The organism is Thauera sp. WB-2 (assembly GCF_027594845.1).
GTDB classification, from domain to species: domain Bacteria; phylum Pseudomonadota; class Gammaproteobacteria; order Burkholderiales; family Rhodocyclaceae; genus Thauera; species Thauera mechernichensis.
Window position 1 is genome coordinate 2222203 of the sequence record NZ_CP088935.1, and the last position, 13930, is coordinate 2236132.

Here is a 13930-nt window from a genome sequence, read left to right on the forward strand (position 1 = left end):
TTATCGCCCGGCTGTAGAATCCGCCTTTTCTCGAATAGAAGGGCGCGCCGACGCGCCTCGTTCTGCCTTCCATGCCCCTGACGCCCCACGCTCGCTCCCTTCTCGACATGGCTTACCGTGTCGGTGCCCCCCGCTTTCACGAACTTGGTGAAGCCCAGGCACGTCACTCTTTCGAAAAGCTGCAGTTTGCATTCCGGCCGGAATCACCCGCTGTGGCCTCTACGGTGGATGTACCCATGCCACGGCCCGACGGTAGCGCCTTGCTGGCGCGGCTTTACCGCCCGCTGTCGAGCCATGCCGACGAGCCTTTGGCGCTGCTTATCTACTTTCATGGGGGTGGTTGGTGCGTTGGCGATGTCGCAAGCTACGACGTGCTGTGCCGGGAGCTTGCCAATCTCGCGCGCTGTGCCGTGCTTTCCGTCGACTATCGCCTTGCGCCCGAGCACCCATTCCCGGCTGCGATCAGGGATGCGCGCCTGGCCTTCGAGTGGGCGGTGGAAAATGCTTCTCTGCTTGCCATCGATCCCGCTCGGATTGCCCTCGGCGGTGATAGCGCAGGGGGCAACCTGTCGATCGTGACCGCCCTCGCACTGCGCGATGAACCTGCAAGGCCGAGCTGCCTGGCGCTGGTCTATCCGAGTACCGAGATCGTCAGCACGCGGCCATCACGAGAGCGTTACGCCGAGGGCTTCTTCCTCGATCGCGGGACGCTGCAGTGGTTCTTCGAGCGTTACCTTCCGGACGGCAATACGGAGGATTGGCGTGTGTCACCCATGCGGGCCGAGCGGCTTGCCGGCTTGCCGCCAACGCTCCTTGTCGGGGCGGAATTCGATCCTCTGGTGGACGATTGCGTCGCCTTTGCGGAGCGGATGAAGGCCGAGGGCTGCACGGTGGACTACGTCGAGATGCCCGGCGTCATCCATGGTTTCCTGACGCTGGGCAAGGTCTTCCCCGAGTCGACGCAAACACTCGTACTGCTTGCTCGCCACCTGCAGACCTGCCTCGCGCTGCCGCCGGCCTGAAGCGGCGCACGGCCCGGACCAGTCAACCGCACACCGCTGCGAGCATTTCCTGGCGGGTGTCGCGTGCCGTGACAAGGAGGGCGTCGAAAGCCTCCTTGCCGGCCTCACCCAGGCTGGCATCGAGCAGTTCCGGCCGGCGTTGCACGCCAAGCAGGCTCTCGAAGGGGTTGGGCGTCTCGGCTGCCAGTGTGGCAAAGAAGACGATGTCGCCCATGGCTGCGGGAGGCCACTCGGTGTGCGCCACCGGATCGGCTTCGCAGGCGTCGACGATGAGCGCGGGCATCTCGAAGGCGTCGAGCACTGCGCTGCGCACCGGGTCATCCCAGAGCGAGACGATCTCGGCGAAGCGCTTCATGTCGCCTTCGATCGCCGGATAGCGGGCCGCTCGGGCGAGCAGGTAGAACTGACCGACGTTGATCATCAGCCCGGCGAGCAGGGCCGTATCCGGCGTGTGGCGTCCGAGGTGGCGCGAGAACGCGAATGCCCAAGATGCGACGTCGATCGAGTGCATCCACAGTCCGCTTGCCACCAGCCGCATCTGGCGTGAGCGGTGGTCTCGGGCCAGCTGTTCGGCGGCGACCGCGTAGGCAAGGCAGCGCAGCGCGGACAGACCGATGCGCCCGATGGCGTCGCCCACGCTGTTGATCTCGCCGCGATATGGGTTGAGCGCTACCGTATTGGCCATGCGCAGCACCTTTGCCGCAAGCACCGGTTCGGCCCGGACCACTTCGGCAATGTCGGACAAGGAGCTGTCGGGGTCGTCCGCCATCTTCTTGATGCGCAGCGACAGGTCGAACACGGTCGGGAAGCTCAGCACACCGTCGCGCAGTTCTTCCTCGATCTGTTGTGCGAAGGCTTCGGTCTGAGATTCGAATTCTTCCATGGCGGCTAGGCTTCCTGCGGGTGGCGTTGCGACGTGCCTGGATTCAAGAATGCGGCACTGGGCGCACCGCGGCTGCAAGTCTAACGCCGCTTGGCTTCGGCGTCGCGTGCAGTTGCTGCTCAGCGCGGGAGTCGCATGCGCGCCGGTGTGCGTGCCGTGGCGTCATGGCTGGCTCAGAACCGCACGCCCGTTTTCCAGCGCCTCCACCTGGGCGAGCGTCGAAACCGGCACGCCCTCCGCCTCGATTGCGCCGTGGCCCTGCTTGAACCGCTTTTCGACGATGAAGCTTGCGCACAAGACCTCGGCTCCCGCTTCGCGCGCCATCTCGATGAGCGCGACTGCGGTGCGTCCATTGGACAGGAAGTCGTCGACGATGACGACGCGATCACCCGGCACGATGTAGCGCTGCGAGAGCACCAGCTTGGTTTCGCCGCCCTTGGTCGGCGACGGGATGATGCGCGCGATTGCGGGCGACTCGACCTGCGGGGCGTATTTCTTGGCATAGACCAGCGGTACCCCGAGGGCCTGAGCAACGACGAGCCCGGGGGCGATGCCGCTCGCTTCCGCAGTCAGGATGACGCTGGGTTCGAAGCGGCCGACACGGCGTGCCAGTTCCCGGCCCATCTCGGTGATGAAAGCAGGTTCGATGCGGTGGTTGAGGAAGTGGTCGATCTTCAGGATCTGGTCACCGATCACGGTCGCTTCGGCTTCGATGCGGCGGACCAGAGGCCCATAGGGGGCGGTGAGCGAAGGGGTGTTGAGCGCGGCGGCGTTATTCATACTGCGGATTCCGGTGGTGGGCACCCGGGGGGCGAGTGCGGATGCGCCGCATTCTAGCGCAGCCCTCGTCCGGTAGAATCGCGTCTTTCAACCGCGACGGCGGGGCGCCTTGGCTCGTCCTGCAGCGCATTCGACACATGCCGATGAACGACGAAGACTACATGCGTGCGGCGCTCGAGGAAGCGCGCCGCGCGGGGGCCTGCGACGAGGTGCCGGTGGGGGCGGTGGTCGTACTCGACGGCCAGATTGTGGGCCGAGGCTTCAACCAGCCCATCGGCCGCCACGATCCGACCGCGCACGCCGAAGTGATGGCCTTGCGCGATGCCGCCGCGCGTCTGGGCAACTATCGCCTGCCGGGGTGCGAGCTCTATGTGACCCTGGAGCCGTGCGCGATGTGCAGCGGCGCGATCATGCACGCGCGCATCGCCCGCGTCGTGTTCGGGGCGCGGGATCCGAAGACGGGTGTCGCAGGCAGTGTGATGGATCTCTTTGCCGAGTCGCGGCTCAACCATCATGCGCGCGTCGAGGGCGGCGTGCTTGCCGACGAGTGCGGGCGCATGCTGTCGAGCTTTTTTGCCGCGCGGCGCGGCAAGACGCAGGTGGCTTGAGTGCGTATCGAGATCGATCTTGGCTCACAGACGCTCGCCCTTTTTGGGGCGGACGACGCTTGCATCCGGCGCTACAGCGTGTCGACGGCGGCCAGGGGGGCAGGGGAATTGAACGGCAGCCTGTGCACACCGCGCGGGCGCCATCGCATACGCGCCCGGATCGGCGCCGGTGCGCCGGAGGGCGCAGTGTTCCGCGGACGCCGGCCCACCGGGGAGCGCTGGAGCCGCGACTTCGCCGCGGCTCATCCCGGACGCGACTGGGTCCTGACGCGCATCCTTTGGCTGTGTGGCGAGGAGTCCGGGCGAAATCGCGGCGGTGATGTCGACTCGATGCGGCGTTTCATCTACATCCACGGCACTGGCGACGACCAGCCCATGGGGGTCCCGCGCTCGCATGGCTGCATCCGCATGCGCAACCGCGACCTGATCGAACTCTTCGAGCTGGTCGCCGCAGGCACGATTGTGGATATCCGCGCATGAGCATGGCCGTCCTGCCCACCGTTTGCGTCCTCGACTGGGCACAGGTGCAAGCCCTGGTTACGCCGCTGCGCACGGCAGTGTTCGTCGAGGAGCAGGGCGTACCCGTCGAGATCGAGCGCGACGTCTTCGACGCGGTGAGCCGGCATGCGCTGGCGCGCTCTGGCGCCGGCGAAGTGATCGGTACCGGGCGTCTGCTGCCCGACGGCCACATCGGGCGCATGGCGGTGGCTTGCCGCTGGCGAGGCAAGGGTGTGGGCGGACTGGTACTGGCGGCCTTGGTCCAGGAGGCGGTCCGGTTGAACATGGGCGAGGTGGTACTCAACGCGCAGGTGCATGCCGAGGCCTTCTATCTGCGCCATGGCTTCGTCGCCGAGGGCTGCGTGTTCGAGGAGGCCGGCATTCCCCATCGCGTGATGCGCCGACGCCTTGATCAAGGAAGTCGCAGCTGACGCTGTTCAGGTCGTCGGCTGGGTGGCGAAGCGGTGGGTGACGGCGCTGGCCTGTTCGCCATGCGCGTCCCAGGTCCATTCATCGAAGCGGATACGGCCATCGTCGTGCTGCACTACGACGCTCGTGCATCGTGTGCCATAGCCCGGCGCGCGAATGAAGGCGGGCGACAGCCAGCGCTCCCATTCGAGGCTGACGCCGGTGGCCGGCAGGTGCGGGTCGGCCGCCGGTCGAGGGTCGCGCATCAGGGCCAGCAGTCCCTGGCTCAGGGCGTGCTCATCGAGCGCGTCCACGCGGCCTTCTGCCTGCCCCGCGCCGAGCAGCTCGGCAAGGCCGGCACGGGTCTTGAGCAGCTTGGGCCATGGGCTGTCGAGCAGGTGGTTCGACAGCCCATAGATGCCGGGCTCGAGTGCCCGAACGGTGCCGTTGGTGCTCTCGAGAACGGCCAGCGTGCTGCCGTCGCCGACGAGGAGATTGAAGCCGGCATAGCGCGAGCACTCGGCGCCCAAACCCTGCAGAACCCGCGTCGCAGGTAGCTCGGCCTCGAGCGCCTCGCGCACCAGCACACCACGCGAGGGCGCACCTTCCACGTGCCGGCTGGGGTCACGGTAGTTGGTGAGTGCGGCGAAGCGTCCGCTGCGGCTCAGCCCCATCCAGGTGCCACCGGCTTCGAGGTCACGGCCCGCGAGCAGGTCAGGCGCGTCGGTCCACCAATGGGCAGGGGAGGACGGCCGCGAGAGGTACTCGTCGCGGTTGGCGGCGACCATGAGCGGGTAGCGTGGATGAGCGCGCCACGCGAAAACGATCAGGCACATCGGATACGGCGGTGTGCGCTCAGCCCAGGGCGTAGGGCAAGGGCAGCAGTTCGAGCGCCGCCCCTTCGCCAGCGCCCAGGCGCAACTGCCCCGCCTCAGCGCTGCTGGACTGGATTACCGCCAACGCTTCGACGCCACCATCTGCGGTCGGTGCCACATTGACCACCTTGCCTGCGGACTGCTCGCCGAAGTCGGGGGCGTGGATGTCCATCCCCGCGACAACCTCGATGCCGGGGGCTGCGGCAACGCGGTACATCCGTTTCTTGAGCTTGCCGAGGTACTGCGTACGCGCGACGATCTCCTGTCCAGGGTAGCAGCCCTTGTGGAAGCTCACGCCGCCGATCAGCTCGTAGTTGAGCATCTGGGCGACGAATTCTTCCTGCGTCGGCGCGGTAACCAGCGGCAGGCCTGCGCGGATCATGCTGAGCTGCCAGGCCGCAGTGCCCGCCTTGACGGCACCGCCGGCGACGAGGGCGTCGAACACCCAGGCAGCATCGTCGGCAGCCACTGCCAGGAGGTAGCGCTCGGCGTCGATGCGCACGCAGCGCACGCCGTCGGTCGTGAGGGTCTGACGCATGTCGGCCGCCGGCATCTCGATACCCGCCGCCTGCAATACCGCCGCCGCGTTCTTGCCGCATACGCCGATCAGGGCGAGGGTGTCGCTGGCGTTGGCAAGCTTGACCTTGCTGCGCAGTACGTACATCGACAGTTTCTTGAGGAAGGCGGGCAGGATGTCCGCCGACAGGACGAGGCCATGACCTTCGTCTTCCGCCCACATCAGGAAACTCGCGATCATCCGGCCCTTGGGCGAGTTGAAGCTGTTCCAGGCAGCGCCGTCGGCAGGGAGCTTGTTGACGTCGTTCGAAACCAGGTTGTGCAGGAAGGCCGCCGAATCCGGCCCCACGGAGCGGATGATGCCCAGATGAAGCAGAGGCACCACGACGGTCGATTCGCTTGCGGCGCGGGCTTCGTCGGTCGCGTCGGCAAAGCGAACGGAGGGCAGCGGGGCGGCGGTAGTTTGGGTCTCGGCCAGGGTGGCACCCAGGCGGGAGAGGTGTTCGGTCCAGACGGTCATGGGGCGGTCAGCGGTAGCAAGGGGGTTGGCAGTAGCAAGGCGGGTTGGCGGTAGCGCACGACCTCGCTCGGAGGTGCTTGCGCGATGAAGTATTATAGGCGCCCGCCGCAAGTCGGTCGCCCCTGCGCCCGACATGGCTTTTTCCGTCGATGCTGTGCTGATGCGTTCCCTTGTGCGCTTCGTTGTATACCTCTTGATCTTGTCCATGCTCGGCGCGATGTTGCTCGTCGGTGCGGGGTGGTGGTACGCGCACGCACCGCTGACGCTGGCGTCCGAAAAGGTCGAATTCACCGTGCCGCGTGGGGCTGGCATGCGCCATGCCGCCGGTGTGATCGAGGATGCGGGCGTGGGTGTCGATGCGCGCTTTCTCACCCTGCTCGCACGTATCGGCGACAAGGCGCACACGATCAAGGCCGGCAGTTACGAAGTGCGCACCGGAGTGACCCCCTGGCAGCTGATCGAGAAGCTGGCGAGCGGGGATGTGACACAGGGCGAGCTGCTGCTGGTGGAAGGCTGGACCTTCCGCCAGGTGCGCCAGGCGCTCGAGAGCAATCCTGACCTCGAGCAGGACACGAGTGGCTTGTCGGACGCGGAGCTCTTGCAGCGAATCGGTGCCAGCGAGACACACCCCGAGGGCCTGTTCTTCCCCGACACATACCGGTTCGACAAGCGCTCGAGCGCGCTCGCGGTGCTCAAGCGCGCTTACGACGCCATGCAGCTGCGCCTGGCCGCAACGTGGGAGGCGCGCGACCCGGCGATGCCGCTGGCTTCGCCTTACGAAGCCCTCATCCTGGCCTCGATCATAGAGAAGGAGACCGGCCGTGCGGAGGACCGTGGACTGGTGGCATCGGTATTCGCCAACCGCCTGCGCGTGGGCATGCGGCTGCAGACCGACCCCACGGTGATCTATGGTCTGGGGCCGGAGTTCGATGGGCGCTTGCGCCGTGTCCATCTCGACACCGATCACCCCTGGAACACCTACACGCGCGCCGGTCTGCCGCCGACGCCGATTGCGATGCCGGGCGAAGCGGCGCTGCGTGCGGCCTTGAAGCCGGAGAACAGCGAGTTCTTCTATTTCGTCGCACGTGGGGATGGCAGCAGCGAGTTCTCGCGTACCCTGGCCGAGCACAACCGGGCGGTCAATCGTTTCATCCGCAATGGGGGTGGTCGATGAGCGCAATGCCGCCGCGCCTGCCCGAACCGATCCTCTCTGCCTCTCCCGCGACGGCCATGGAACGTCTTTCTCACGAGGCCGCAGGGCGCGGCCGCTTCATCACTTTCGAAGGTATCGACGGCGCCGGCAAGAGCAGCCAGATCGACGCGGTCGTCAGCTTGCTGCGTGCGCAAGGCAGGGTCGTGGAGCAATCTCGTGAACCCGGCGGTACTGCGCTGGGCGAGCGTTTGCGCGAACTGCTGCTGCATGAGGCCATGCACCTCGAGACAGAGGCGATGCTGATGTTCGCAGCACGTCGCGAACACCTCGCCGCACGGATCGAGCCCGCGCTCGCTGCCGGGCACTGGGTTGTCTGCGACCGATTCTCCGATGCCACCTTCGCCTATCAGGTTGGCGGGCGGGGGCTCGCACGCGACAAGTTCGAAGCACTCGAGGCCTGGGTTCATCCGGGACTCCAACCTGACCTGACCCTGCTCTTCGATCTTCCACCGGAGATCGCTGCTGCGCGTGTCGCTGCCACTGGTGCCGCGCCCGATCGCTTCGAGCGCGAGCAACGTGACTTCTTCGAGCGTGTACGTGCCGCTTATCTCGAGCGTGCCCGACTGGACCCGGCGCGTTTCTGCATCGTCGACGCCACGCGTTCTCCTGCATCCATCCGCGCCGACATCGAGGGCGTCGTGCGCGACCGACTGCAGCCATGATCCATTCCTGGTTGCAGCCCACCTGGACACGACTCGTTGAGCTTGGCGATCGTCTGCCTCACGCCTTGCTGCTGGTTGGTCCGCCTGGCCTGGGCAAGCGCGAGCTTGCCGATGCGCTCGCCGCTCGTCTGCTATGTGATTCTCCGGCTGACGATGGCCACGCCTGCGGACGCTGTGAGCCTTGCGTCTGGCGGCTGGCCGACAACCATCCCGACCTGCATCGGGTGGTCCCCGCGGCAGCGGCAGAGGCTGCTGCCGCCGAGCGCGGCGAGGGCGAGGGCGGCGATGCCGCTGGCGGGCGCGAGGGGGGCGGCAAGGCGGCGTCGGCGCAGATCGTCATCGAGCAGATCCGGGACCTGCAAGCGGCCTTGAGTGTCACCGGACACCATGGTGCACGCCGTGTTGTCGTACTCGATCCGGCAGAGGCGATGAACCCCTTTACCGCCAACGCCTTGCTCAAGCTGCTCGAGGAGCCGCCAGCGGGCTGCGTGTTCCTGCTCGTATCCTCGGCGCCACGCCGGCTGTTGCCGACGATTCGCAGTCGGTGCCAGCAGTGGCTGTTTGCGCGTCCGGAAGAGCAAGCGCTCGCGCACTGGAAAACGCGTGCGGACCCCGATGTGCTTGCGCTGCTCGCCCTCGGCGGCGGAATGCCGCTGGCGGCCGAACGCCTCGCGCGTGCGGGCGGTGGGGCCCTGCTTGCACGTTTCGTACGTGATCTGGCCGGCTTGCAGGCCTCCGACGCACTCAAGCTGGCCGCCCAGTGGGAGAGTTGGCTGAAATCGCGCGAGGCCTTGGCCGCTGGTTTCGGATTGCCAGAACTGTGCGACTGGATGCAGCGCTGGGTCAGTGACCTGGCCAGCGTACGACTAGGTGGCCGTGTACGCTTCTTTCCCGCCCAGCAGGCTGTCCTCTCTACCCTCGCCAGCCGTTGCAGCGTGGCGGCGGCGAGCGCCTGTTACAATGAAATGGCGCAGATTCGCAGGGTGTCGCGGCACCCCTTGAGCTTGCGCCTGGTACTGGAGGATCTGCTGATGCGTTACGTTCGCGCCACTGCTGGAGTTCGTGGATGAGTGATGCGTCTCGAACGACACCGACGCGGCCGAGCGTGCTGTCGCTCAACATCAACAGCAAGTCGGCGCTGTACGCGGCCTATATGCCGTTTCTCGTCAATGGCGGCATCTTTCTGCCTACGCCCAAGAACTACAAGCTGGGCGATGAGGTCTTCCTGCTGCTGCAGTTGATCGACGACCCCACCCGTCACCCGGTGGCCGGCAATGTTGCCTGGATCACCCCTCATGGTGCGCAAGGGGGCAAGACGCAGGGGATCGGGGTGCACTTTTCGGCCGACGAGTCAAGCAAGGTGCTGCGCGGCCGTATCGAGCAGATCCTTGCCGGCCATCTGGGCTCGAGCCGGCCTACGCATACCCTCTGAACCCTGGGCGCTTGCTGCACGCCAGTGCCTCGTACCGGCTTTCGATGCCGACCCATTACACCAACCCGGTCCAATGTTCGTAGATTCTCACTGCCATATCGACTTCCCCGACCTTGCCGCGCGAGAGGACGAGGTGCTTGCCAACATGGCGGCCAATCGGGTCGGCACAGCGCTTTGCATCAGTGTCACGCTCGAAGCCTTTCCCCGCGTGCTCGGGCTGGCCGAACGCCACGCCCAGCTTTGGGCATCGGTCGGCGTCCATCCCGACAACGATGGTTGCGAAGAGCCTGACGTGGCCCGGCTGCTCGCGTTGGCCGACCATCCCAAGGTGGTGGCCATCGGCGAAACCGGGCTCGACTACTACTGGCAGAAGGACGAGCCGGAGTGGCAGCGCGAGCGTTTTCGTACGCACATCCGTGCCGCGCGCCAGTGCGGCAAACCGCTGATCATCCATACGCGCAGTGCTGCCGAGGACACGCTCAGGTTGATGCGCGAGGAGGGCGCAGGTGAGGCGGGCGGCGTGATGCACTGCTTCACCGAGAGCTGGGAGGTTGCTGAAGCCGCGCTCGAGTTGGGCTTCTACATTTCCTTTTCGGGCATCGTCACCTTCCGCAACGCCAAGGCGCTCAAGGAGGTCGCGTGCCGGGTACCGCTCGAGCGCCTGCTCATCGAAACCGATGCGCCCTATCTTGCTCCGGTTCCGCATCGTGGCAAGATCAACGAACCCGCCTGGGTCGTGCACGTGGCCGAGGAGATCGCTCGCCTGCGTGACGAACCGCTCGAGCATATTGCGCGGGCGACCACCGACAACTTCTTTCGCCTATTCCGCCATGTCACCAGACCAGCCTGACGTCCGTGTCGCGGACACCTCCGCCGCAACGCTGCGCCGCTTCCTCCTTGTTGGGCTGTTGGCCACTGCGAGCCTGATTTCGGCGCCCGCATTTGCCAACAGCTATGAGGCCGCGCTCAGTTCTGCGCGCCTCGGTGACACCCGCCAACTCGTCGGTTTGCTCAATCGTGGCATCGATCCCAATACCGTCGATGCCAATGGCAATACCTTGCTGATCCTGGCCGCACGCGAGGGCCAACTCGCAACCGTTGAGGCGCTGCTGCGTTACCGGGTGCGTATCGATTACCGCAATCTGGCAGGCGATTCAGCACTGATGCTTGCCGTCCTGCATGGCCATGCGCAGGTGGTCGAAGCGCTGATCAATGCGAGCGCAACACTGGACCACGAGGGTTGGGCACCGGTGCATTACGCCGCGTTCGAGGGTCGGGATGCAATCCTCGACAGGCTCCTCGGCGCCGGAGTCGATGTAAATGCGCGTGCGCCCAACCAGGCAACGGCGCTGATGCTGGCGGCGCGCAATGGCCATGTGGGGGTCGTACGGCGCTTGCTGTCGCTGCCCCAGATCGATCTCAATGCGCTCAACGAGGCAGGCCTGTCAGCCGATGCATGGGCTGCACAGAACGGGAACACCGATATCGCCGAACTGATCGCTGCCGAGCGCAAGCGCAGGGGATTGGCTGCGCCGGCCATACGGCTGACGATCGACTAGTTGGTAACCGACGGTCGATTCTGTCGGGGACTCAGGAAGCAAGACGGCCGGTATTACCGGCCGTCTTGCTTATGTCCGGGCGTTTATCCATGGCAGGAGCGGATACGCATTCAGCGGGAAATTGTGCATTGCACAATTCATTTGACAACGCCCGAGAGACTTATATAATCATCGCCATGTTGCATCGCAACATGGCGGCCCGGGAACTTGGTCGCACGTGCAGTTGGACGAATCCTCTCACCACCAGTTTTCAAGGATGTTAAAGATGACCAAGATCACCACCCCCGAGCAGCTCCTCGCCGTCAACAAGGCTCAACTCGAGACCCTGCTGTCGCTCGCCAACAGCGCCCTGGCCCGTGCCGAGCGCCTGACCGAGCTCAACCTCAACACCACCCGCTCGGTGCTCGAGGACGGCGTTGCCATCACCCGCAAGCTCGCCGAGGCGAAAACCCCGCAGGAGCTTGCGAGCCTGCAGGCCGAACTCACCCAGCCGATGCTCGACAAGGCCGTCGCTTACGCACGCAACGTCCAGGAACTGGCTGCCGAAGGCCAGCAGGAGACCGCCAAGCTGGTCGAGTCTCAGGTGGCCGAGCTCAACAGCGCCTTCAGCACCGCGCTCGAGCAAGCGGCCAAGACGGCGCCGGCTGGCTCGGAAGCTTTCTTTGCCGCCGTCAAGTCGGCGATGGATACCGCCAATGGCCTGTATGAGAACGTCAGCAGCGCCGCCAAGCTTGCCGAGGCCAAGCTGGCCGCCGCTACCGAGCAGGCCGTCGAGGCAGTGACCGCGAGTGTCAAGAGCGCGACGCCCAAGAAGCGCGCCTAAGCTACCGTACAGGGCAGCCATGCTGCCCTTTGCGCTGGACAGGAAAGGGACCGTGCGGCCGTGAGCCGGACGGTCCCTTTTTGCGTCGTCGTGCCCGCGCTTAGCTGGACAGACGGGACTTCATTGCCTCCGACGGCAACATACCGAAAGTGGATCTGTAGAGTTCCGAGAATCGGCCGAGGTGGGTGAATCCATACTCGAGTGCAACTGCAGTGACGTTGGGCGCCTTGCTCGCGGGATTGGTCAGGGTCGCGTGCACATGCTCGAGCTTTTTCTGGCGGATGAACTGCTTTGGCGTCGTCTTCGCGTTCTTCTCGAACAACAGATAGAGCGAGCGCAGGCTCAGGCGGGAAAAGTGGGAGAGCTGCTCGGCGCTGATGTCCTGCTTGATGTTGTCGTTGATGTACTGCACGAGACGCTCGAAACACGGCGCATGCTGGCAGGGCTCCTCGAGCCCCAGGTTGTGTTCGAGCATGGTCATGAGCTTGGTCGTGACCACGCGGTTGTAATGCTGGAGCATCTGGGGGGTCGTCAGCGCAGACTCGGCTTCTTCGCAGATGAGCTGGAGGAGAACGATGAGGCTCTCGAGCTCCTGGAAGCGGTAAGGCACCTGCTTGAAGGTGATGCGTTCGCGCGAGCGGGTCCAGCGATGCTCGGCACAAGCGTCACCGAGCATCGTCGCGGGTAACTTGACGATGAATTTCTCACAGTCCTCGGAGTAGGTGATGTCGAGCGGGTCGTCCGGGTTCAGCAGCAGGAAATGCCCGGCCGACAGGTCAAGCGTGGTGTCGGGCAGGGTGTAGCGACAGTAGCCGCGCAGAATGAACTGGAGGTGGTAGATGTCGGCCAGCCCCTCGGAGATCACGCGCGCACGGGCGCCATAGCTCAGCCGGCACAGGTCGAGTCCACCGGCCTTGCGATGCGAAAGTGACGCGCTGCCCTGACTGCGCGAACTCAGGCTCAGGCTATGAGACCCCACGTTCGCGCGCACGTAGTCCGACACCTCGAAAGGATTGGCACCATTGAAGATGCTGCTTTTGGCGTTCAGGAAGGCCAGGGGCATGATCAGACCCCGGCGCGTAGAACAGGCGATCGGTCCGATGCGGCCCCCGCAGTTGCAGGCAAGGCCAAGGTAGTCTCTCGTGCGCGCATCATCTCTCTCCCGGTGGGGCTATCTCCCGTCGCCCAGTTCTGCGCTGTGCGTCGAGAATTTTTAGAATCTCGAGTTTATTCTCGATAAGAAATTTTGTCTATGGCTGCATAGTCTGAACGAACGGTTGCTGGCCTGTAAACGTGGCAAGGCCGCAGCGCAATGATGCGCTACGGCCTTGCCAGGGACGTTGCCGGGGGTGATCAGCCCTGGTCGCCACCTCCGACCGGGATGACGGTGCCGGTGATGTAGGCCGAGTCGTCGGAGGCGAGGAACAGGATCGGATCGGCCTGCTCGTCCAGCGTACCGTAGCGCTTCATCAGGCTGCTGTCGATCGACTGGCTGTAGATCTGCTTGTACCAGCGCTTCTCCTCCTCGCTCTGCTTTTCCGTGTTACGCGGTACCAGGCGCGGTGGAGCCTCGGTGGCGCCGGGGGCGGTCGCATTGACGCGGATACCGCGCTCTGCGGTCTCGAAGGCCAGGCAGGCGGTAAGTGCATTTACGCCGCCCTTGGCCGCCCCATAGGGGACGCGGTTGACGCCGCGGGTGGCGATTGATGACACATTCACGATCGAACCCTTGCCCTTGTCCAGCATGTGGGGCAGGGCTGCGCGGCAGCACCACAGGGTGGGGAACAGCGAGCGTCGCACCTCGGCCTCGATCTGATTCTCCTGATAGTGCTCGAAGGGCTTGGTCCAGATCGTGCCGCCGACGTTGTTGATCAGGATGTCGATGCAGCCGAACTTCTCCACCGCGGCATCCATGACCCGCCTGCACTCGGAGAACTGCTCGAGGTCGGCCGTGAGGCTCAGCACCTCCACCTTCGTTGATAGTTCCTTGGCCACCTCATGCACGATCTCCGAGCGGTCGACCAGCACCAGGGTGCCCTTTTCCTTGGCCATCTTCTCGGCGACCCGCTTGCCGATGCCTTGTGCGGCACCGGTGATCACGGCCACTTTCTTCTTGAAACGGTTTGCCATT

Annotated in this window: 17 protein-coding genes; 11 read left to right on the plus strand and 6 right to left on the minus strand. The window is 65.1% G+C overall.

The annotated features are described in order from the left end of the window. The first annotated feature begins 236 nt into the window (after nt 1–236). On the plus strand, nt 237–1022 hold the full coding sequence (locus LQF09_RS10130; protein ID WP_002929802.1) for an alpha/beta hydrolase: 786 nt from the start codon (nt 237–239) through the stop codon (nt 1020–1022). Between the two features lie 22 nt (nt 1023–1044). On the opposite strand, the gene LQF09_RS10135 is transcribed toward LQF09_RS10130, so the two are convergent. Together LQF09_RS10135 and xpt are read right to left on the minus strand one after the other, a co-directional pair. Beyond that, nucleotides 1045–1905, minus strand: a complete 861-nt coding sequence (locus tag LQF09_RS10135) for an HDOD domain-containing protein (RefSeq protein WP_002929803.1) — start codon at nt 1903–1905, stop codon at nt 1045–1047. A 162-nt stretch (nt 1906–2067) separates the two neighbouring features. Beyond that, nucleotides 2068–2685, minus strand: coding sequence for a xanthine phosphoribosyltransferase (gene xpt / locus LQF09_RS10140; protein ID WP_002929804.1), 618 nt, complete (start codon nt 2683–2685; stop codon nt 2068–2070). 143 nt (nt 2686–2828) lie between these two features. On the opposite strand from xpt, the gene tadA reads away from it, so the two are divergent. Genes tadA through LQF09_RS10155 form a run of 3 tightly spaced genes read left to right on the plus strand, consistent with a single transcriptional unit; the run spans nt 2829 to nt 4222 of the window. Next, a complete protein-coding gene (gene tadA, locus LQF09_RS10145) occupies nt 2829–3293 on the plus strand; it encodes a tRNA adenosine(34) deaminase TadA (RefSeq protein WP_198291777.1) in 465 nt (154 codons plus the stop codon). Beyond that, on the plus strand, nt 3294–3773 hold the full coding sequence (locus LQF09_RS10150) for a L,D-transpeptidase (RefSeq protein ID WP_002929808.1): 480 nt from the start codon (nt 3294–3296) through the stop codon (nt 3771–3773). Then, entirely contained in the window at nt 3770–4222 is a 453-nt protein-coding gene (locus tag LQF09_RS10155) for a GNAT family N-acetyltransferase (RefSeq protein WP_270067902.1), read from the plus strand. Before LQF09_RS10150 ends, LQF09_RS10155 begins: the two co-directional genes overlap by 4 nt. Nucleotides 4223–4228: 6 nt before the next feature. On the opposite strand, the gene LQF09_RS10160 is transcribed toward LQF09_RS10155, so the two are convergent. Further along, nucleotides 4229–5035 (minus strand): NRDE family protein, encoded by an 807-nt coding sequence (locus tag LQF09_RS10160; protein WP_270067903.1) that lies wholly within the window; start codon nt 5033–5035, stop codon nt 4229–4231. Between the two features lie 19 nt (nt 5036–5054). Next, the gene (gene ygfZ / locus LQF09_RS10165; protein ID WP_270067904.1) at nt 5055–6110 is read right to left on the minus strand and encodes a CAF17-like 4Fe-4S cluster assembly/insertion protein YgfZ; all 1056 of its coding nucleotides are present in this window, start codon (nt 6108–6110) and stop codon (nt 5055–5057) included. Nucleotides 6111–6243: 133 nt separating this feature from the next. Here ygfZ and mltG point away from each other — a divergent pair, with 133 nt between their 5' ends. From mltG to LQF09_RS10200, 7 genes are all read left to right on the plus strand, one after another. Further along, a complete protein-coding gene (mltG, locus tag LQF09_RS10170) occupies nt 6244–7284 on the plus strand; it encodes an endolytic transglycosylase MltG (RefSeq protein WP_002929815.1) in 1041 nt (346 codons plus the stop codon). Nucleotides 7285–7340: 56 nt separating this feature from the next. Continuing rightward, complete coding sequence (tmk, locus tag LQF09_RS10175; protein WP_270067905.1) at nt 7341–7985, plus strand: dTMP kinase; 645 nt, start codon at nt 7341–7343, stop codon at nt 7983–7985. Further along, nucleotides 7982–9055, plus strand: a complete 1074-nt coding sequence (holB, locus tag LQF09_RS10180; RefSeq protein ID WP_270067906.1) for a DNA polymerase III subunit delta' — start codon at nt 7982–7984, stop codon at nt 9053–9055. The genes tmk and holB overlap by 4 nt, the downstream gene beginning before the upstream one ends. Further along, entirely contained in the window at nt 9052–9417 is a 366-nt protein-coding gene (locus LQF09_RS10185; RefSeq protein ID WP_002939554.1) for a PilZ domain-containing protein, read from the plus strand. The genes holB and LQF09_RS10185 overlap by 4 nt, the downstream gene beginning before the upstream one ends. A gap of 73 nt (nt 9418–9490) precedes the next feature. Then, the gene (locus LQF09_RS10190; protein ID WP_002929824.1) at nt 9491–10267 is read left to right on the plus strand and encodes a TatD family hydrolase; all 777 of its coding nucleotides are present in this window, start codon (nt 9491–9493) and stop codon (nt 10265–10267) included. After that, nucleotides 10248–10976 carry an ankyrin repeat domain-containing protein gene (locus LQF09_RS10195; protein WP_270067907.1) on the plus strand — a complete coding sequence of 243 codons (729 nt, stop codon included), beginning with the start codon at nt 10248–10250 and terminating at the stop codon, nt 10974–10976. The genes LQF09_RS10190 and LQF09_RS10195 overlap by 20 nt, the downstream gene beginning before the upstream one ends. A gap of 265 nt (nt 10977–11241) precedes the next feature. Then, on the plus strand, nt 11242–11799 hold the full coding sequence (locus LQF09_RS10200; RefSeq protein WP_002929828.1) for a phasin family protein: 558 nt from the start codon (nt 11242–11244) through the stop codon (nt 11797–11799). A gap of 100 nt (nt 11800–11899) precedes the next feature. On the opposite strand, the gene LQF09_RS10205 is transcribed toward LQF09_RS10200, so the two are convergent. Then, entirely contained in the window at nt 11900–12862 is a 963-nt protein-coding gene (locus LQF09_RS10205; protein ID WP_270067908.1) for an AraC family transcriptional regulator, read from the minus strand. Nucleotides 12863–13152: 290 nt separating this feature from the next. Beyond that, a complete protein-coding gene (locus tag LQF09_RS10210) occupies nt 13153–13929 on the minus strand; it encodes a 1,6-dihydroxycyclohexa-2,4-diene-1-carboxylate dehydrogenase (protein ID WP_270067909.1) in 777 nt (258 codons plus the stop codon). Between the last annotated feature and the right edge of the window lies 1 nt (nt 13930).